The organism is Pseudomonas vancouverensis (assembly GCF_004348895.1).
In the GTDB taxonomy this organism is placed as follows: domain Bacteria; phylum Pseudomonadota; class Gammaproteobacteria; order Pseudomonadales; family Pseudomonadaceae; genus Aquipseudomonas; species Aquipseudomonas vancouverensis.
Genome location: NZ_RRZK01000017.1, coordinates 16,974 through 35,920, shown reverse-complemented (window position 1 = coordinate 35,920; position 18,947 = coordinate 16,974). Strand labels below are relative to the sequence as shown.

General features: G+C 60.3%; 19 protein-coding genes and 1 pseudogene. 3 read left to right on the top strand and 17 right to left on the bottom strand.

Translation table 11 applies throughout. The features are described 5' to 3' along the window. Nucleotides 1-6: 6 nt before the first annotated feature. From EIY72_RS13215 to EIY72_RS13205, 3 genes are all read right to left on the bottom strand, one after another. Nucleotides 7-846 carry a substrate-binding periplasmic protein gene (locus EIY72_RS13215; RefSeq protein ID WP_093216122.1) on the bottom strand — a complete coding sequence of 280 codons (840 nt, stop codon included), beginning with the start codon at nt 844-846 and terminating at the stop codon, nt 7-9. A gap of 194 nt (nt 847-1,040) precedes the next feature. Continuing rightward, the gene (locus EIY72_RS13210) at nt 1,041-1,970 is read right to left on the bottom strand and encodes an electron transfer flavoprotein subunit alpha/FixB family protein (protein WP_093216117.1); all 930 of its coding nucleotides are present in this window, start codon (nt 1,968-1,970) and stop codon (nt 1,041-1,043) included. Further along, complete coding sequence (locus EIY72_RS13205; protein ID WP_008017740.1) at nt 1,971-2,720, bottom strand: electron transfer flavoprotein subunit beta/FixA family protein; 750 nt, start codon at nt 2,718-2,720, stop codon at nt 1,971-1,973. It lies immediately after the preceding gene. Nucleotides 2,721-3,266: 546 nt separating this feature from the next. Here EIY72_RS13205 and EIY72_RS13200 point away from each other — a divergent pair. Continuing rightward, nucleotides 3,267-4,931 (top strand): electron transfer flavoprotein-ubiquinone oxidoreductase, encoded by a 1,665-nt coding sequence (locus EIY72_RS13200; RefSeq protein WP_093216112.1) that lies wholly within the window; start codon nt 3,267-3,269, stop codon nt 4,929-4,931. Between the two features lie 58 nt (nt 4,932-4,989). Here the strand turns inward: EIY72_RS13200 and EIY72_RS13195 are convergent, their stop codons facing one another. Genes EIY72_RS13195 through EIY72_RS13185 form a run of 3 tightly spaced genes read right to left on the bottom strand, consistent with a single transcriptional unit; the run spans nt 4,990 to nt 7,149 of the window. After that, complete coding sequence (locus EIY72_RS13195; RefSeq protein ID WP_093216109.1) at nt 4,990-5,616, bottom strand: 2-dehydro-3-deoxy-6-phosphogalactonate aldolase; 627 nt, start codon at nt 5,614-5,616, stop codon at nt 4,990-4,992. Between the two features lie 19 nt (nt 5,617-5,635). Further along, on the bottom strand, nt 5,636-6,619 hold the full coding sequence (locus tag EIY72_RS13190; protein WP_093216104.1) for a 2-dehydro-3-deoxygalactonokinase: 984 nt from the start codon (nt 6,617-6,619) through the stop codon (nt 5,636-5,638). A gap of 47 nt (nt 6,620-6,666) precedes the next feature. Further along, nucleotides 6,667-7,149: a GNAT family N-acetyltransferase gene (locus EIY72_RS13185; RefSeq protein ID WP_093216099.1), complete on the bottom strand. Its 483-nt coding sequence runs from the start codon at nt 7,147-7,149 to the stop codon at nt 6,667-6,669. A 207-nt stretch (nt 7,150-7,356) separates the two neighbouring features. On the opposite strand from EIY72_RS13185, the gene EIY72_RS13180 reads away from it, so the two are divergent. Both EIY72_RS13180 and EIY72_RS13175 read left to right on the top strand, forming a co-directional pair. Beyond that, nucleotides 7,357-8,562: an MFS transporter gene (locus EIY72_RS13180; protein ID WP_093216094.1), complete on the top strand. Its 1,206-nt coding sequence runs from the start codon at nt 7,357-7,359 to the stop codon at nt 8,560-8,562. An 80-nt stretch (nt 8,563-8,642) separates the two neighbouring features. Then, a complete protein-coding gene (locus tag EIY72_RS13175) occupies nt 8,643-8,972 on the top strand; it encodes a hypothetical protein (protein WP_093216089.1) in 330 nt (109 codons plus the stop codon). A 51-nt stretch (nt 8,973-9,023) separates the two neighbouring features. Here EIY72_RS13175 and EIY72_RS13170 read toward each other — a convergent pair whose 3' ends face one another. From EIY72_RS13170 to EIY72_RS13120, 11 genes and pseudogenes are all read right to left on the bottom strand, one after another. Further along, nucleotides 9,024-9,953, bottom strand: a complete 930-nt coding sequence (locus EIY72_RS13170) for a PfkB family carbohydrate kinase (RefSeq protein WP_093216085.1) — start codon at nt 9,951-9,953, stop codon at nt 9,024-9,026. Continuing rightward, nucleotides 9,946-11,412, bottom strand: coding sequence for a purine-cytosine permease family protein (locus EIY72_RS13165; RefSeq protein WP_093216080.1), 1,467 nt, complete (start codon nt 11,410-11,412; stop codon nt 9,946-9,948). The genes EIY72_RS13170 and EIY72_RS13165 overlap by 8 nt, the downstream gene beginning before the upstream one ends. Before the next feature lie 134 nt (nt 11,413-11,546). Continuing rightward, nucleotides 11,547-12,545: an ADP-ribosylglycohydrolase family protein gene (locus EIY72_RS13160; RefSeq protein WP_093216075.1), complete on the bottom strand. Its 999-nt coding sequence runs from the start codon at nt 12,543-12,545 to the stop codon at nt 11,547-11,549. Further along, nucleotides 12,542-13,255 carry a GntR family transcriptional regulator gene (locus tag EIY72_RS13155; protein WP_093216071.1) on the bottom strand — a complete coding sequence of 238 codons (714 nt, stop codon included), beginning with the start codon at nt 13,253-13,255 and terminating at the stop codon, nt 12,542-12,544. Before EIY72_RS13155 ends, EIY72_RS13160 begins: the two co-directional genes overlap by 4 nt. 121 nt (nt 13,256-13,376) lie before the next feature. Then, nucleotides 13,377-13,937, bottom strand: a complete 561-nt coding sequence (locus tag EIY72_RS13150; protein ID WP_093216066.1) for a DUF1285 domain-containing protein — start codon at nt 13,935-13,937, stop codon at nt 13,377-13,379. A 16-nt stretch (nt 13,938-13,953) separates the two neighbouring features. After that, a complete protein-coding gene (locus EIY72_RS13145) occupies nt 13,954-14,562 on the bottom strand; it encodes a DUF4823 domain-containing protein (RefSeq protein ID WP_093216061.1) in 609 nt (202 codons plus the stop codon). A gap of 95 nt (nt 14,563-14,657) precedes the next feature. Continuing rightward, a complete protein-coding gene (locus tag EIY72_RS13140) occupies nt 14,658-15,626 on the bottom strand; it encodes a GTP 3',8-cyclase MoaA (RefSeq protein WP_093216056.1) in 969 nt (322 codons plus the stop codon). A gap of 138 nt (nt 15,627-15,764) precedes the next feature. Beyond that, nucleotides 15,765-16,403, bottom strand: coding sequence for a TetR/AcrR family transcriptional regulator (locus EIY72_RS13135; RefSeq protein WP_034149949.1), 639 nt, complete (start codon nt 16,401-16,403; stop codon nt 15,765-15,767). Between the two features lie 342 nt (nt 16,404-16,745). Beyond that, nucleotides 16,746-17,531 carry a TatD family hydrolase gene (locus tag EIY72_RS13130; RefSeq protein WP_093216051.1) on the bottom strand — a complete coding sequence of 262 codons (786 nt, stop codon included), beginning with the start codon at nt 17,529-17,531 and terminating at the stop codon, nt 16,746-16,748. 70 nt (nt 17,532-17,601) lie between these two features. Further along, nucleotides 17,602-18,588 carry a DNA polymerase III subunit delta' gene (locus EIY72_RS13125; RefSeq protein WP_093216045.1) on the bottom strand — a complete coding sequence of 329 codons (987 nt, stop codon included), beginning with the start codon at nt 18,586-18,588 and terminating at the stop codon, nt 17,602-17,604. Then, a pseudogene (locus tag EIY72_RS13120) lies at nt 18,581-18,919 on the bottom strand (dTMP kinase); the annotation flags it as partial. The gene EIY72_RS13125 and the pseudogene EIY72_RS13120, both read right to left, overlap by 8 nt. Nucleotides 18,920-18,947: the final 28 nt, after the last annotated feature.

The window sequence follows — 18,947 nt, the reverse complement described above, 5'->3', positions numbered from 1 at the left end:
AAATCCCTACTGTTTTGGGGTACTGGCGGGTGGTTGCGGCGCTTTTGCTTGCGGTTGCGAAAGCTGTGCCTTCCAACGCTCTACATTGCGCAACAGAGCGGCCTCCGCCAGTCCGGACGCGGGCAATTCTGTCATCTTTTTAGTCAACTGTCCGCGCAACCAGGGATCGTTGCAGGCCGAGTTGTGGGAAATAGCCAGAAACAGCCCGGGCCTGTCGATCGGTTGCGGGCGCGCAATCAGGTCTGCGGCCATGCCCAGTGTCTGCACGGTGGCCATGCCCGAGTAGCGGCCGGCGATGACGAATTCGGCTTCACCCAGCAGCAGCTTCTGAAAGGCCGGAGTCAGGCCGGAAGTTTGCGTGAGTGTCAGTTGCTGTTGGGCGAACGTGCTGAATGGCGCGGACAGGCGAGCCTTTTCCGATACGGCACCGGGATGCCCCTGAAGGTCTTGTGCCTCGTTGTAGACCAATGCTGAGTCCTTGCGGGTCCAGACCAGGTAATCGTTTTTCAGCAGGGATGGATGGATGTAATCCAGCGTCTCCAGTTCGCTGACCGTCAGGGACGCATCGGCAAGCATGTCCATGCGTCCGCTGCGCACTTCATCCAGGGCCTGGGAACGTTTGCCGGCGTACAGCAATTCAACCTTGAGTCCTAACTCCCCCGCCACCTGCTGCAACAAATCAGCGCTGGCACCGATCAGGTGTTTGGGGTTTTGCGGATCCTGCCATAGATACGGCGGTGCATCCGGGCTGCCGGTGACGACAAGGTGTTCGCATTTGCCTGCGGCGAAAGACAGCGCTGGCAAAAGCGTCAATCCCAGCAGACTCCAAACAAGGCGCAGTTCCATGACGACACTCTCTACTCAAATCTGGTGACGCCCCCCTGTGGAAGCGTGCTCGCAAAGAGCGTTAGCGATGACGCGTTAATTCTGGACAAACGCGGCGCATCCGAGACCATCGCGAGCAAGCTCGCACCTGCAGAAAGCGAGGCAAAAAAAAGCCCGACCAGAAGGTCGGGCTCTTTATAAGTGAAGCAGCCGGTTTAGACCAGCTTCTCCAGCTCAGGGATGGCTTCGAACAGGTCCGCCACCAGGCCGTAATCGGCCACCTGGAAGATCGGCGCTTCTTCGTCCTTGTTGATCGCAACGATCACTTTGGAGTCTTTCATGCCGGCCAGGTGCTGGATCGCGCCGGAAATACCGACGGCGATGTACAGCTGAGGAGCAACGATCTTGCCGGTCTGACCGACCTGCATGTCGTTCGGGACGAAACCTGCGTCGACCGCGGCGCGCGAAGCACCGACGGCAGCGCCCAGCTTGTCGGCCAGGGCGTACAGGTGTTTGAAGTTGTCGCCGTTCTGCATGCCGCGGCCGCCGGAAACGACGATCTTGGCAGCGGTCAGTTCCGGACGATCGGACTTGGCCAGCTCTTCGCCAACGAAGCTGGAGATGCCAGCGTCGTGAGCAGCAGCTACAGCTTCAACGGCAGCCGAACCACCGGTAGCGGCAACCGGGTCGAAACCGGTGGCACGTACGGTGATCACTTTCACGGCAGCGTTCGATTGCACGGTAGCAATGGCGTTACCGGCGTAGATCGGACGCTTGAAGGTGTCAGCGCTTTCAACCGAGATGATCTCGGAGATCTGGTCAACGTCCAGGGCAGCGGCAACGCGCGGCAGGATGTTTTTGCCGTTGGAAGTGGCGGCAGCCAGGATGTGGCTGTAGCCCTTGCCCAACTCTGCAACCAGAGGAGCGATGTTTTCCGGCAACTGGTGAGCGTAGGCAGCGTTGTCGGCTACCAGCACTTTCGCCACGCCAGCCACTTGCGCAGCGGCTTCTGCCACGGCGCCAGCGCCCTGACCGGCTACCAGCACGTGGATGTCACCACCGATTTTGGCAGCGGCAGCAACGGTGTTCAGCGTGGCCGGGGCCAGCACTTTGTTGTCGTGTTCAGCAATAACCAAGATAGTCATTTAGATTACCTTCGCTTCGTTTTTCAGTTTCTCGACCAGTTCAGCCACCGACTTGACCTTGATACCCGCGCTGCGTGCAGCAGGCGCTTCGACTTTGACGGTCTTGTTGGTGGAGGCGGTGGAAACGCCCAAAGCGTCCGGAGTCAGCGTCTCGAGAGGCTTCTTCTTGGCTTTCATGATGTTTGGCAGGGACGCATAACGCGGCTCGTTCAAACGCAGGTCGGTGGTGACGATCGCCGGCAGTTTCAGGGAAACGGTCTGCGCGCCGCCGTCGATTTCACGGGTCACAGCGACGCTGTCGCCGCTGATTTCGACTTTCGAAGCGAAGGTACCCTGACCGTAGCCGCTCAATGCAGCGAGCATCTGGCCAGTCTGGTTGTTGTCGCTGTCGATGGCCTGTTTGCCGAGGATCACCAGCTGAGGCTGTTCCTTGTCGACAACGGCTTTGAGCAGCTTGGCCACAGCCAGGGAAGTCAGGTCTTCGGCGGACTCGACGAGGATGGCGCGGTCGGCACCCAGAGCCAGCGCGGTGCGCAGTTGCTCCTGAGCGGTGGACGGGCCGACGGAGACGACGACGATTTCAGTCGCAACGCCTTTCTCTTTCAGGCGTACGGCTTCTTCAACGGCGATCTCGCAGAACGGGTTCATCGACATCTTGACGTTGGCAAGATCGACGCCGGAATTGTCCGCCTTGACGCGGACCTTGACGTTGTAATCCACAACGCGTTTGACAGCTACAAGAACCTTCATGGATTCCTCGTTACTCTCCGGTGAAAAGAAAGTCGCCTAGGCGAACCTGGCGGTTGATGCTCATCGGGCCAAGGGCACCTCTAAAAACGCCGGCATACGTGTCAAGTGACCATCGCTCATGATGTTGATGACCGTTCGTCAGCAGTGACTGACGAGTCATTCAATTCCACGACGTGTAAACTGCGCGCCAAAGCCGCGCCGTTGATCACTTTCTACTGCCATCGCCCTGTCTTTAGAGGTGCTCTTGAAACCAGGTGCCAGCCTACGGCGAGCGCAAAACCGCCCGTATCTTGACCGGAACGCCTATTCCGGTCAATACGCCAAAATGGCCGTTCATAAGGCGCGTGACTTTGATTTCTGCGGCTTTGAGCCAATTCAAACAAACGTTTGTATTGGACGCTGAGAGTGGTGTAGATATAATGCGCCACCCAGAGAGAAAGGTGGTTAATCGATTGTCCCTTCCCGGCGTTGCGCCGAGATTCACGGATGCGACACCCAACCTCCAATTAGAAAAAAAACTGTTGAGCCTTGAGTAGGAGATAACCTGTGGAACGCGAATACATGGAATTCGACGTTGTCATCGTCGGTGCCGGCCCCGCTGGTCTTTCCGCTGCCTGCCGCTTGAAGCAGAAGGCTGCTGAAGCCGGTAAGGAAATCAGCGTCTGCGTGGTCGAAAAAGGCTCCGAAGTCGGTGCTCACATTCTGTCCGGTGCCGTGTTTGAACCACGCGCCCTGAACGAACTGTTCCCGGACTGGAAAGCACTCGGCGCCCCACTGAACACGCCGGTCACCCGCGACGACATCTTCGTCCTGAAGAATGCCGAAAGCGCGCAGAAAATTCCTGACTTCTTTGTGCCCAAGACCATGCACAACGAAGGCAACTACATCATCTCCCTGGGCAACCTGTGCCGCTGGCTGGCCCAGCAGGCCGAGAACCTCGGCGTGGAAATCTACCCGGGCTTCGCTGCTCAGGAAGCGCTGATCGATGAAAACGGCGTGGTGCGCGGGATCATCACCGGCGACCTGGGCGTTGACCGCGAAGGCCATCCGAAAGAAGGCCTGTACACCCCGGGCATGGAACTGCGTGGCAAGTACACGCTGTTCGCCGAAGGTTGCCGTGGCCACATCGGCAAGCAGCTGATCAAGCGTTTCAACCTCGACAGCGATGCCGACGCCCAGCACTACGGCATCGGTCTCAAGGAAATCTGGGAAATCGACCCGGCCAAGCACCAGCCAGGCCTGGTGGTTCACACCGCCGGTTGGCCGATGGACATCATGGGCACCGAGAACACCGGAGGCTCGTTCCTCTATCACCTGGAGAACAACCAGGTGGTCGTCGGCCTGATCGTCGACCTGTCCTACAGCAACACCTACCTGTCGCCGTTCGACGAGTTCCAGCGCCTCAAGCATCACCCGGTGCTCAAGCAGTACCTGGAAGGCGGCAAACGCGTCAGCTACGGTGCCCGCGCCATCTGTAAAGGCGGCCTGAACTCGTTGCCGAAAATGGTCTTCAAGGGCGGCGCGCTGATCGGTTGCGACCTCGGCACCCTGAACTTCGCCAAGATCAAGGGCAGCCACACCGCGATGAAGTCCGGCATGCTCGCCGCTGAGTCGGTGGCTGACGCGCTGTTCGCCGAAAAAGACGGCACTGAAGAACTGACCACCTACGTCGACGCGTTCAAGAAGAGCTGGCTCTACGAAGAACTGTTCGCCAGCCGCAACTTCGGCCCGGCGATCCACAAGTTCGGCGCCATCGTCGGCGGTGGTTTCAACTGGCTGGACCAGAACATCTTCGGCGGCAAACTGCCGTTCACCCTGCACGACACCAAGCCGGATTACGCTTGCCTGAAACTGGCGGCCGACTGCAAGAAGATCGACTACCCGAAACCGGACGGCAAGATCAGCTTCGACAAATTGAGCTCGGTGTTCATCTCCGGCACCAACCACGAAGAAGAGCAGCCGTGCCACCTCAAGCTGACCGACCCGAGCATCCCGATCAGCAAGAACCTGCCGCTGTACGATGAACCGGCCCAGCGTTACTGCCCGGCCGGCGTGTACGAGGTGATCACCAAGGAAGACGGCGAGAAGCGCTTCCAGATCAACGCCCAGAACTGCGTGCACTGCAAGACCTGTGACATCAAGGACCCTTCGCAGAACATCACCTGGGTGACACCGGAAGGCGCCGGCGGCCCGACTTACCCGAACATGTAAGCCGAACCGTTGCACATCAAGGCTCCCTTTATGGGGGCCTTTTTGTTGCCCGGGATTTTCACATTGACCGTCGAACGCCCGTAGCGACCACATAAGCCGCCGCATTGGCCGCCACCTGTTGCGCGCTCATGCCCGGCTTGAACAAACCGGAACCCAGGCCGAAGCCCTTGACGCCCGCCTCGAGGTAGACCTGCATGTTGTCCGGTGTAATGCCGCCCACCGGCACCAGCGCCGTGTCGGGCGGCAACACGGCCAGCCAGGCGCGAACGACCGCCGGCCCCATCTGTTCGGCCGGAAACAGCTTCAGCACGTCCGCGCCTTCGGCCAGTGCCGCGAAGGCCTCGGTCGGCGTGGCAACACCTGGCGCCAGGTACAGCCCAGCGGCCTTGGCTGCGCGCATCACTTGAGGATCACTGTGGGGCATGACAATCAACTCGCCCCCCGCGAATTTCACTTCGGCGACCTGCTCCGGCGTCAACACCGTGCCGGCGCCGATCAGGCAATCATCCGGCAAGGCAGTCCGCAGGATGTGGATGCTGTCGTAGGGTTGCGGGGAGTTCAGCGGCACTTCGATCAGACGAAAACCGGCGTCATACAGGGCTTGGCCAATGGTGGCCGCTTCCTGCGGCTGGACGCCACGCAGGATGGCGATCAAACCGTTGTGCGCCAGGGCTTGCTTGAACATGTCGGACCTCCAATCGGGTTTAACGGGAGGCGATCAGGCCGGCGGCAAGCGCCAGCTGCCACAATCCGCGTTCGGTGGCCTGCTCGGCCTGTGTCACATTTGCAAAGCCGCAAGCGTTCAGCGCCCGGCTGTAACGGTTGCAGAGCTGGGCATTGCCGATGAGGATGATTGACGGCAGGCGTGCATCGTTTCGACGGCGACGCTGAGTGTTGGCCAGCGCTGACAGTTCATGACCGATGAGCAGACCGGACAGATAATCCACCTGAGCGGTGGCACTCAGTTCACCGGTCAAGCCGAGGCTGCGTGCGCTGAACAAAGTCGACAGCGGACCGCTTTCGCCTTCCCTGGACAGCGCCACCTGCACCCCACGATCGAACGCGGCCTCATCGAAAGCTCCGCCGCGTTGCTGGGTACGTCCGAGGATGCTGTGCTCACTGAGCACGGCGAACACTTCGCCGGTCATGAAGGTATCGAAATGCACGATGCAGCCATCCGCCGCCTCGACCCATTTCGAATGGCTGCCCGGCAATCCGATCAACAGATCACTGCCCGCCTCCCCCGCCAGACGGTGCAGCACGCCAAGCACCTGGGTTTCTTCACCACGCATGACATTCGGCAAACGCGAGCGCTCAATGACACCGGGCACGATGTGCACATCGACTCCGCGAAGACTACGCACCGCATGTAGCGCCTGTCCAAGCGTGGCGACATTGGCCGGCGTGTCGAGATAGGGCACTTCGCACCAGCCCTGGGCGCTGCCGACCATGCCACAGGCAATCACCGGCAGATCGGGTTGTGCATCGAGCCAGTCGCCGCAGGCTTCATCGAACGCCAGTTCAAAACCGTTGCTGCACGCCTGGCCGCGAATGACCCGCGGCGACACGGGCAAGTGCATGATGCCGGCCGCCAGCGAGCGCTGTTCAAGCACGTGGCCACCTTCCGCCAGCTTGTAGGCACGCAGCGAGGTTGTTCCCCAATCCACAGCGATCAATTGCGCCTGCATCGTCTCACCTGCTTCAGAGGGTGAATGGGCCGGGCTTTGGAAAAGACTCAGTTACCCGCAGCGAAATCGCGCAATACCGCGCCATCCATGCGATAGCGGACCCACTCTTCCTGCGGCTGGGCACCCAGGGATTTATAGAACTCGATGGCCGGGGTGTTCCACTCCAGTACGCTCCATTCAAAGCGCCCACAGTCATTGGCACAGGCGATTTTCGCCAGATGGCGCAGCAGGGTTTTGCCCGCCCCGCCACCGCGCTGTTCCGGGGTGATGTACAGGTCTTCGAGGTACAGGCAGTTGCTGCCCAGCCAGGTGGAATAGCTGAAGAAGAACACCGCGAAACCAATCGGCGCGCCATCGCGCAGGCAGATCAGGCCATGGGCCGTGGCGCCCTCGCTGAACAGGCTGCGCTCGATATCGGCAACGCTGGCGATGACTTCATGACGGGCACGTTCGTAGTCGGCCAGTTCAGTGATGAACGCAAGGATTTGAGGTGCATCACTGGGGGTCGCCGGGCGGATTTCAATCGTCATGGACGTGCCTTGTCGGAGGAGAAAGACACCATACTAAGACGACGCGTGGCGCTCGTCACATGGGAAATCAAAACGTCATCAACCACATGGGCGCAGGCTTTACTCCGCTGCTCACTAACCCTGGAATCGGTAACCTCGGACCTAACATGGCGCCCAGACATGCTTAGATAGGCAGGCTGCTCATTTATCCGGTCAAGGAACCGCGTCATGTCTACCGCAACACCCCCCGTTTCAGGCAAGTTGTTCGGGCTGTTTTGCCTGGCCAGTTATCTGTTGTCGTTGTCCTACGGCTCGACGTTCTTGCTATCGCTGTTGATCAGTTCCCGTGGCGGCAACGAACACGATGCCGGCAGTGTGATTTCGGCCGCCATGCTCAGTACCTTTGCCGCCGTCATCGTCTCCGGACATTTGTCCGATCTGCTTGGCGCCGCGCGCTCGGTGGCGCTGTTCGGTGTGCTGCTGGTGGCAGCCAGCCTGGGCTTTGCCCTGACGCCGGGGTTTGGCCATCTATTGCTGCTTTTTGGTTTGTTGCTGGGGCTGGGCTGGGGCGTGTTCTACACCCTGGGGCCGATCATTGTGGCGAGTCTGGTGACTCCCACCCAGCGGGCCAAATATTTCGCCTTGCTGTCGGGCAGCATGATGACCGGGATTGGCAGCGGCCCGTTGCTCGGTCGGGCAGCCAGCGCATTTGGCTATCCGGTGACGGCCGCATTCTACCTGGCCGCGCTGGCCAGCCTGATCGGCGTATTGCTGTTCTGGCGCCTGGATCGGCAGCTGAAGCAGGCCGCCGTGCAGACCACGGCCGTATCGCGCATTTCTTGGCGTTCAGCCGGTCAGGTGCTGTCCTCCAAAGCCGTGTTCCCGATCATCATGGTCGGCCTCGGTGGCTGCGTGTTCGGTGGCCTGTCGAGCTTCCAGACCAGCTATGCCGCCGCGCGCTCGCTGGACTATTCGCTGTTTTTCCTCGGCTTCATGAGTGCCGCCATCAGCGGGCGCATGCTGATCGCCGGTTTTGTCGTCAAGCGTGATCCGTTCCGTGCCTCATGCCTGCTGTCCGGCTTGATGCTGGCGTCCATCGTGATGTTCGGTTTTGTCGTCGACAGCGGCTTCACCTACTTGCTCGCGGCGGTGATGCTCGGTGTCGGATACGGCCTGACCTATTCGGTGATCAACGGCCTGGCCGCCAACGAGGCACCGAACGGCACCACCGCGCAATCCTTGCTGCTGTTCAGCCTGTCGTACTTCATCGGTGTGTTCGGCTTTCCCTTGCTGGCGGGAAAAATCATCGTCGAACAAGGCATGGGCACACTGTTGCTCACGGTGCTGGCTGTTGCCTCACTCAACTGGCTGATCACTGTGGGCCGATTGATCTGGCGCCGACTGTCCACGACCAGGGCGTTGCAGCGGGCCTGAGCCGTTCGTCGCACGTCAGGCACCCTTTGCCCTCACGGGCGGACTAATCAGATAGGACTCTATTCGTTGGAGACGACACCATGAGCCTGTCCAGATTGTCCGCCCTGATCCTGACTACCGTGATGTCTTCTGTCGCCCTCGCCGGCACCCTCGGCTCGAGCACGGGCCCGACCAATCCGGTGGAGAAACCCAGGGCACCGGCCATCCAGAGTGCCCCGGGCCTGAACACCGACGGCGTGGGGATCGACAGTAACTTGCCACCCTCCACCGGCACCGATCCGCGCATTCAGGGCAATGATGCCGGGCGTCAAGGTGGAATGAATCTGCCAGACACCAAGACGCCCAGCAGCGGTGGTCTTGGTTCCAGCACGACCGACAGTTCGGGCAAGGAAGGCGGCATCAGTCAGTAGCAAGATCGCAAGCAGACTCGCTCCGGGCGGCGTTCCGACGATGGCGGCAGATCAATCGTTGGCGGAGTTCCCGATCAGCGCATCCACTTCATCCGTTCCCGGCGAAGTCGCAGGACCCCAACGAGTCACCGCCAACGCAGCTGCGGCATTGGCCCGGCGCGCTGCATCGAATGAAGACAGTCCCTGCGCCAACCCCGCCACAAATACCCCGGCATGAGCGTCACCCGCTCCGTTGCTGTCTACAGCTTCGACCTTGAATCCCGGCACATGCCGACGCTCGCCGCCTTGACTGACCCAGCAGCCTTGCGGCCCGTCACGCACGACCATCAGCACGCTGGCCGGGAGATGCACGGTGAGGCGCTCGAGTGCCGCCGCGATGTCTGTGGCACCGGTAAATTTCAGCGCCTCGACCGCATTGCTGGTCCACACATCAATGCGTGCCAGCAAGGCCTGCATCAACGGTGCATCCGGTGAGTCCACCAACGGGCCCGGATCGAACACCACTTTCACGCTATCGGGCAGCGCCAGGGTCCAGTCCACCAGCGCTTGCGCCTTGCCCACGTGCAGCAGGCTGTAGCCGCTGACGTACACATAATCGTCCGCCTCGACCGTAACACTGGCCAAGTCCTCGGCGCTCAGTTCGCCCTCGGCTCCAATGTAGGAGACAAAACTGCGTTCGGCCGATGCATCGGTGATGGCCACGCACAAACCGGTATCGCGCGGCGCACGATCGACCAGGCCGATGCGAATCCCTTCAGCGTGCATCGCATCGCGAGCCAGATCACCGAAACGTCCGCTACCGTGACGGCCCAGGTAGACCACCGGCAGCCCGTTGCGCTGGGCGGCGGCCATCACATTGAAACCGCCGCCGGCCTCGAAACTCGCGGATTGAGCGAGGACATCGCCGCCCTTCTCCGGCAGTTTGTCCACGGCCATGACCAGGTCGATGATGACCTGGCCGGTGTGCAGCATTCTAGGCATGAGCGTTCTCGACCTGTGCGGCGCGGCGATCCTTGGAACCGCCGAGTATCCAGTAGATCCCGCCGGCGACGACGAAGGTCACGATCCAGCCGAGACCGTTGTGGCCCAGCCACGAGTCCGACAGGAAGCCTTTGAACCAGACGTTCTGCGCCGTGGTGCCGATGGTAGTGAAGCTGAATCCCAAGACGATGGCGAAAGCCCAGGCACCGAACGCGCGCCACTCGATACCGCCGCGATACCAGTAGGCGCTGCTCGGGCTGACGTCGAGCAGATCCTTCGGGCTGTAGTAGTGACGGTGCATCAGGTCGACCACAAAAATGCCGACCCAGGCGGTAATCGGCACCGCCAGCAACGAGATGAAGGTGATGAACGGGCCGTAGAAACTGTCGGCGATCAACATGAAGTAAATCGAGCCGGCGAAGATCGCGACGATGTCGACCACCACTGCGTAGACACGCTTGACCTTCAGGCCGAGGGTCAGCGTGGTCAGGCCGGCGGAATACACCGACAGGTTGTTCGACAACAGCAGGCCGCCGAACGCGGTGATCAGGTACGGCACAGCCATCCAGGTCGGCAGCATGTCACGGATCGCAATGATCGGGTCGGTGGCTTGGGCCAGGTCGTTGTTACCCACCGACAGCAGCCCGCCGAGGGTGATCAGCAACACCAGCGGGATACCCGCGCCAAACGCCGCCGACGCCACCAACCGTACCGCCTTGACGCTGCGATGCTGGTAACGCGACATGTCGGCACCGGCGTTGGCCCAACCGATCCCGGTACCGGCCGCCATGGTACCGACCCCGATGATCATGGCGCTGAGGGGTGCCGGCGTGGCATTGAACACCGCGCTCCAGTCGATGGTGGCGCACAGGAAACCACCGACCAGAATGTTCAGCGCGCCGAACACGTAGGTCGCCCACTTCTGGATGACCAGCAAGGTCGCATGACCGAGACCGGACACCGACAAGGTCAGCAGCACGAAAATCGCAATGAAGATCAAGGTTAGCACCGGTGCGCTTTTCGCTTCCACCGGCGAGCCGAACAGGATCGAGCACAGCGACAACAGCACGAAGGCTGCGGTGGTGGTGTTGACGGTTTCCCAGCCCAGGCGCGACATCAGCGAGACCAGGGTCGGGCCGATATTGCCGCGTACACCGAAGATCGCCCGTGACAGTGTCAGGCTCGGTGCCCGGCCACGTCGACCGGCGATGGAGATGATCCCGACCACGGCGAAGGAGCCGGCGGCGCCGAGGATCGCGACGATGATCGCCTGCCAGATCGCCAGGCCGCGAAACGCGACCAGGGTCGCCCCTAGCGGTAATCCGAGAATGGAAATGTTGGCGGCGAACCAGACCCAGAACAGTTGCAGCGGGTGCCCGTTGCACTCGCTTTCCGGCACCGGTTCGATGCCGCGGGTTTCCAGTTGCCCGGCGTTTTGCCCGGCGTTGGTTGAACTCATGAAAAATGCTCCTGTTGCCATTTATTGTGGTTGTGGGCAAAGACGTACGTCGACACAACAACCCGGCCGTCCTGGCCGTGTTCTTGCGTTCCGTTGCGGGTTTTCACATTTGCTCGGCGAGGGCGCCAGTACCGTCAGCGCAAAGCCAACAGTCCTTTCACCAGAGGCTCCAGTTCCAGCGCATTGACTACCTTGACCTTGTCGATCATCTCGACAGGCCAGCTCTCAAGCCCCAGGCAAGCTCCCAGCATCGCGCCAAGAATCGCCGCGATGGTGTCCGTGTCGCCGCCCAGGCTGGCGGCCATGCACAGGGCTTCGAAGGCGTTCATTTCACCGATGGCCACTTGCTGGGCCAGGGCAAACGAGACCACCACCGACTCTTGGGACGCCACCGAAGTGCCGATCACGTCATACAGCAAGTCGGCCAACATGGCCTTGTCACTGTCGACACTGATGCTGCGTGCCCAACTGATGCGTGAAGCGATGCGTCCACCGGCTACCCAGTGGCCATGGCGCTCGGCCTGCTGGGCGATTTGCTGACCAAGGTTCAGTGCTTCGCCGAGGTCCATGCCGTTGATCCCGGCAGAGATTACTGCGGCCACCGCTGCGGCACTGGATATGCCCAGGGTGGTGTTGTGGGTGACCTGGCAAGCCTGCACCACGGCCTGGATGAAACGTCCGGCATCGGCCACATTCGCCGCAATGCCGACCGGCGTGATGCGCATCGCCGCACCGTTGGTGGTGCCGTAGCGTCCCGCCTCTTCCGGCGAATGCCCGGCGAGAATCATCTCGATCGCCCGCTTGGTCGATGGGCCGAGCAGGTCCTGCGAGCCTTTGGCGCGCATCACCGCTTCCCAGTCGATCAGGCGTTGCGCGAGCACTGCCGGCTCAATCTTGCCGCCACCTTCAACCAGTAACTGACCGACCAGAATGGCTTGCTCGGTATCGTCGGTGATCGAGCCCTTGGGCATGTTGGCGGCGATGGGTTGATGGGGACCGGCATCTTCCAGGTCGGTGATTTCACCAAAACGCGCCTTGATCTCGGCGCGACTCAGGGATTGCGTCGGCATGCCCAGGGCATCGCCCAGGGCCAATCCGTAGAACGCGCCCATGGCACGGTTGAGCGCAGTCATTTCGAGGTTCCAAATTGCAGGTGCAGACGGAAGTGCACGGGATCGAGCAAGCTCTCCACCAGCTCCATGAAGCGATTCTGACGGTCGTAGGTGGTACGCAGCGCCTTGAGGAAAACCGTACCTTCCGGCCGGCCGAGCAGTTCGGCGTCCACTGCATTCAAGGGCTCGGCGCCGATCCACTGGTCGCCGCGATCCCCGACGTAACCGTAGGCCGCCAGGGTGATGGTCAGGGAATTGTCGATCAGCCCTACGCGCGGCAGGCTCTCCAGGCCTCCGCTGGCAGGCATCAGCGAACGCTCAAGCGAGACGAGCGTGCCGTCGGTCGAGCGGCGACGGCGGTCGAGGGTAATGAACTGATCGGTGCCGAAGCGCGACAGCAGGTCAGGACGCGTCACAGCTTCCAGGCGCAGGACTTCGGTGTTGACCATCGCCCCGCTGTCCGCCAGTGCCTGGGCCCAGCCGCTGCGTTGATCCAGCGGCACACCGTCAAAGGTGACGATGGAGCCAACACCACTTTGCGTCGCGATGTACTTGCGCCGTTTCAATTCGGCCAGCGCCTCGCGCAAGGTGCCACGGCTGACGTTGAATTCCTGAGCCAACTGATGTTCACCGGGCAGATGAAAGCCGTCTTCCATGAGACCGCTTTCGATGCGCCGGATGAGTTCGTCGACCACCCGTTGTTTCTTGTCGAATCGTACCTGTCTAATCATGTACAAAGTGATAACCGAAACCGGCCGACGGGTGCAATCAATATTTCAGGGAGGTGACCAAAGGACGTCTGTACAGCAGGCAAAAAAATGGGAGCCATCAGACTCCCACAGGGTTCGTCAGTCAGGGCTCGAGGCCGATGGGAAAGAACTCGCCCCCACTCCAGACGCCCAGCCAGCGTTGCCCCTCGATCTCGCGACTCACCGCCAGCTCCACCAGTTGGTAGAACACATTGCGATGGATCAGTGCTTCAAGGTTGCTGCGCACATGCACGTAGGGTGCAGGCTCCTGAGTCAGCGGATCAACCACCACGCGAATCGGATGTTCCACACCGGCCTCGGTGGTTTCATCAACGTTGGTGGTAAAGCGCAGGACCTGCGCCTCGCCCTCGCCTGTCACCTCTACGGCAATCGCCACGAAAGGAGCGTCATCGACCTTGATGCCGACCTTCTCGACCGGTGTGATGAGGAAATAATCATCGCCATCGCGGCGGATGATGGTGGAGAACAGCTTGACCATCGGCTTGCGCCCGATCGGCGTGCCCAGGTAATACCAGCTGCCGTCCCGGGCGATGCGCATGTCGATGTCGCCGCAGAAGTCGGGGTTCCACAAGTGGACCGGTGGCAAGCCTTGGGTCTTGGGGATTTGCCCCAGCAGGTCGTTGGCTTTTTGCGGGCCACTCATGGCGTTCTCCTTGAAATTACTGGTCGCTCATCCCCAGCAGGCTGCGCGCGTATTGTTCCAGCGGCGGGCCCATCAGGTCTTCGGGTTTCTTGTCGTGGAATGTCAGTAAACCGCCACGACTCTTGATGGTTGCAGTATCAATCAAATACTGGGTACTGGTCTCGATCAAACTGAGCTGAATCATGCCGCTGTCGATACCGAGACGATCAACCGCCTCTTGATCCAGCCACTCGTCCGAGTTACCGATACGGTCATCAGACTTGGCGAATCGCGTATACAACAGGTAATGCGCGCCGGCCGCACGAGCCTCGGCCATGGCCTGGTCCAGACCTTCCGGCCCACGGGCACGACGAACCATCGGGAAGTATTCGACGAAACCGTCGAAAGCGACTTCAGCGATCACGTTAGGGCGCGGGTACACGGCGCTGCCCGGCGGCATGAAAGCGCCCTGGGCAATGAAGACAAACGAATCAGGCTGGATACGCAGATTGTTCGCACGACGACTGTCGCTGTGGTCAAGCAATCCTGCATCGCTCATCTGCGAGCGAGTCCCTTCGGCCATATCGCTGACGCTCATGCAGCCACCAAGCGCCAAAACGGCCAGCAGCAAAACCAGGCTACGCATCCTATTCCTCCAGAGGCCGGTGACGGAAAACCGGCGAATGGCCGTTGGATGCAGCTTCCGCGCCAGCTCCGCAAATAAGAGGGTTCGCGAACGGCTTAGCCGCCGATGATCTTCATGACTGTTGCCCCACCGGAGAATGCCACTTCCTGCTTGTCGCCCAGGGCTTTGACCAGCAGGCGTTGCAAGGCCGGCAAGGCCTGGTGACGGGGTTTGTCCAGCAGATCACCGATGTAGTGGCGGTTGCTCGACGACAGGCAACCATGCAGCCACCCGGTGGAAGACAGGCGCAAACGCGAACAGGTGCGACAGAACGGTACGCTTTCGTTGGCAATCACCCCGAAAAAGCCCTGCCCTGGAATTTCATAGCGAACGGCTGTCGCATCGACCGGCGCGTCGGCTTGCAGGTATTCGTAGCGCTCGCCGATCAGGCTGAGCAATTGCTGCAAACTGACGAACTGTTGCAGGAAGGCATTGGAATCGTTGGCCAGGTGGCCCATGCGCATCAACTCAATGAAACGCAGTTCGTAACCACGCTCCAGGCAGTAATCGAGCAAGGGCATCACCTGATCCAGATTCTGCCCGCGCAACGGCACCATGTTGACCTTGATCTTCATCCCCGCCGCATTGGCTGCGTTCATACCGTCAAGCACAGTGGCGAGGTCGCCGCCCCGGGCAATACCACGGAATGCGCCGGCGTCGAGAGTATCGAGGGAAACGTTGATGCGCCGAATGCCTGCGTCCACCAGAAGCGGCAGCTTCTTGGCCAGCAATTGACCGTTGGTGGTCAGGCTGATGTCTTCCAGGCCCATCTTGCCGACTGCTGACATGAAGGCTTCAAGCTTTGGACTGACCAGCGGCTCGCCGCCGGTAATGCGCAAGCGCTCGATGCCGGCCGCTTCGATCAGGTAAGCCACACCGCGGGCCATGGCTTCGGCTGACAATTCATCCTGCGCAGCCACCAGCCGCTTGCCGTTGGGCACGCAGTAGGTACAAGCGTAATTGCAGGCTGAGGTCAGACTGATTCGCAGATTGCGAAAACGCCTGCCTTGACGGTCAACGATCATGATTTCTCCGGCGGAAGACAATTCGGGCCGCTAAAACTTGACTCACAAATCAAGTTTTAGCAAGTCCTCTACCTGAGTATATTCCTGCGGCGAGGCGCCAAGTAGCGTTTTAATGGCGCCATCAGGCAGCTGAATGGCTCAACTGCTCGGGGTATCGGTATCGCGCTTGCGCTTGTTGCCCATGCGCACGCCGATGTCCATGAGGAACTGGAAGAAACCTTCCTGATCTTCCAGCACATTGCTCCAGAACGGCGAGTGATACAGCGCCACGGCGCCATGCACCAACGCCCAGGACGCGCAGTAGTGGAAGTACGGCGGCACGTCTTCAAGCTTGCCTTCGCTGATACGCCCCTTGATCAGCAGGGTCAGGCGTTCGAAGTTCGAGGCACGGATCTTGTGCAGTTCCTCGATCATCTCCGGCACCTGGTTACCCTTGACCACCTTCTCTTCCAGGCGATCGAACAGGCGATAGCGTTGCGGGTCGCGCATACGGAATTCGAAGTACGCCCGGGACAGGGCCTCCTTGTCCTTGTCGACATCGGCCGAATGCAGCAGCTCGTTCAAATCGCGCTCGTAGTCGAGCATCAGGCGCAGATAGATTTCCGCCTTGGATTTGAAGTGCTTGTAGATCGTGCCTTTGCCGATACCGACGGCATCAGCAATCATCTCGACGGTGACACTGTCTTCACCTTGTTCGAGGAACAGCTTGAGCGCGGTATCGAGAATTTCCTGCTCGCGGCGGCGAAACTCACGGACCTTACGAGGTTCTTTATGCATAAGAAAAGGTCTGTTCGGGTCAAAATTCGAAGCCGCGTATTATGCCTAACTTGCGCCAAAATGCACGGATCATCCGACCATAACTGTTATTTCTGGTCATTTTGCGCACGCTTGCGCCTTGATGAGAACTCTTCTGAAGCGCACGTATTCCAAATTTGTTTAAAAACCGACACAGACAAACTGGACTGGGGCAAATACTGATCAATACTTGAACTGTCGGCGGGGCATCTCCCCCAAGTGTCACGCCGATATTGGTACCAACGGACCGCGTGCCATTGTTTTACTCCTAATGGTCTTAACCCGGATTCACCCCCCAGAACCCGGGTTTTTTTTGCCTGCGATTCAGCCTTTCACGTGAGCCAACGGGAACAGTCGCTTGAAATTCGTCGTGGTTTGCTCGGCAAAACGCTCGTAGGACTCGCCCCGCAACATTGCCAGAAATTCCGCTACTTCACGCACGTACTGCGGCAGGTTCGGCTTGCCCCGATGAGGGATCGGCGCCAGGTACGGCGAGTCCGTTTCCACCAGCAATCGATCGGCAGGTACCTTGCTGGCGACATCGCGCAGGGCGTCGGCATTGCGAAAAGTGACAATACCGGACAGGGAAATGTAATACCCCATGTCCAGCGCAGCCTTGGCCATGTCCCAGTCCTCAGTGAAGCAATGCAGCACGCCCGCCTGGGGCAACGCCGCATCTCGCAACAGGTCCAGGGTGTCGGCGCGGGCGCCACGGGTGTGAATGATCACCGGTTTGCCCGTCTGTTGCGCTGCTTGCAGATGCAGGCGGAACGAGGCCTGCTGCACCTCTGCCGCTTCCGGCTCGTAGTGATAGTCCAGACCGGTTTCGCCGATCGCCACCACGCGCGGGTGATTCAGCTCCTGCAACAGCCAATCCAGCGCCGGGGCGGCACCGGGTTGCACGTCCAGTGGATGCACGCCAACCGAACAGTCGACATCCTCATAACGCTCGGCCAGGGCTTTGACGTCCGCGGCATTGTCGGCGCTGACACCGATGCACAGGAAGTGACCGACCCCGCGTTGACGGGCCGCATCCAGCGCAGCATCGAGGGAGCCGTTGTGGGCGTTGAGGTCGAGGCGATCAAGGTGGCAGTGGGAATCTACGAGCATAATGGGCCGCAATTTACATCGAATGAGTGGGACCGGCCGATGATCTGATTCAAAGTCCGGGCGCTGACAGTCATATCCGCGCAGGCAGGGACGCCCATTGCACCAGCAACGCTTCGAGCAGCAAGGCCGGGTTGAGGTTGGCCTTGCTCAGGACTTTCTGACGCTGGGCGAGGATCCAGTCCTGCATATCCAGGACTTTGTCTTGAGCGGTCTTCTGCGCCAGGTATTGTACGACTTTTCGCATGTCGGTCAGGCCAAGCCCGGTTTCGTCCTGGGTCAATTGATAGCGCAGGATCAGGCTCGACCAGTCACAGAACCAATCGAACAGGCGCAACATCGGAATATTTTTCCATTCCTCGGCCAGTTGCGTGGGTGACTGCTGTTGCTTGAGGAGTTTTTTCACCCCTTCCACGACTTGCGCGCGCTGTTCACGGACACCCTGAGCCTGCAGATTGACCGCCGCCAATGGCGAGCCCGCGGCAAGTGTCAGCAGTTCGATGCGATCTTCCGCGGAACATTCAGGAAGTGCCTGAGCCAGCCACTGCAGACTCATGGCTTCACTTGGCAACGGACAAGCCTGCTGCACGCAGCGACTCTTGATGGTCGGCAGCAAACGGCTGGGCTGATGGCTGACCAACAGCAAAACGGTATCGCCAGACGGTTCTTCCAGGCTCTTGAGCAGAGCGTTGGCCGCGTTGATGTTCATCGACTCGACCGGTTCGATCAGCACCACCTTGCGTCCGCCCAACTGCGCGGTCTGCACCACGAAGCTGACCAGATCGCGGACCTGGTCGACCTTGATCGCCTTGTCGGCCTCTTCCGGCTCCAGGATGTAGTTGTCGGGATGACTGCCGGCCTTCAACAACAGGCAGGATTTGCATTCACCACAGGCTTCCAGGCCATTGGGGCGCTGGCACAGCAGGCTGGCCATCAATCGCTCGGCCAGAGCCCGCTTGCCGATGCCGGCCGGGCCATGCAACAGGTAGGCGTGTGCATGCTGCGCACGACCGGCCAATTGCTGCCAGAGACTGTCCTGCCATGGGTAGGCCTCAGCCACGGCTCAACTCCAGCAAGCGTGGCAACAAGGCATCCAGTGATTGCTGCACCTGTGCCAGTGACTGTGCGGCATCGACCAGCACGTAGCGCGCAGGGTCGGCCTCGGCACGCTTGAGGAAAGCACTGCGCACCGCATCGAAGAAGGCTCGCCCTTCAAGCTCGAAGCGGTCCAGACGACCACGGGCGCTGGCACGGGCCAGACCCACTTCCACCGGCAAATCGAAAATCAGGGTGAGGTCCGGGCGCAGATCACCCTGGACGAAGGTTTCCAGCGTGGCGATACGCTCCACCGACAAACCGCGACCGCCGCCCTGATAGGCGTAAGTCGAATCTTGTTTTCCGTTTGTTGTGAATGTAAAC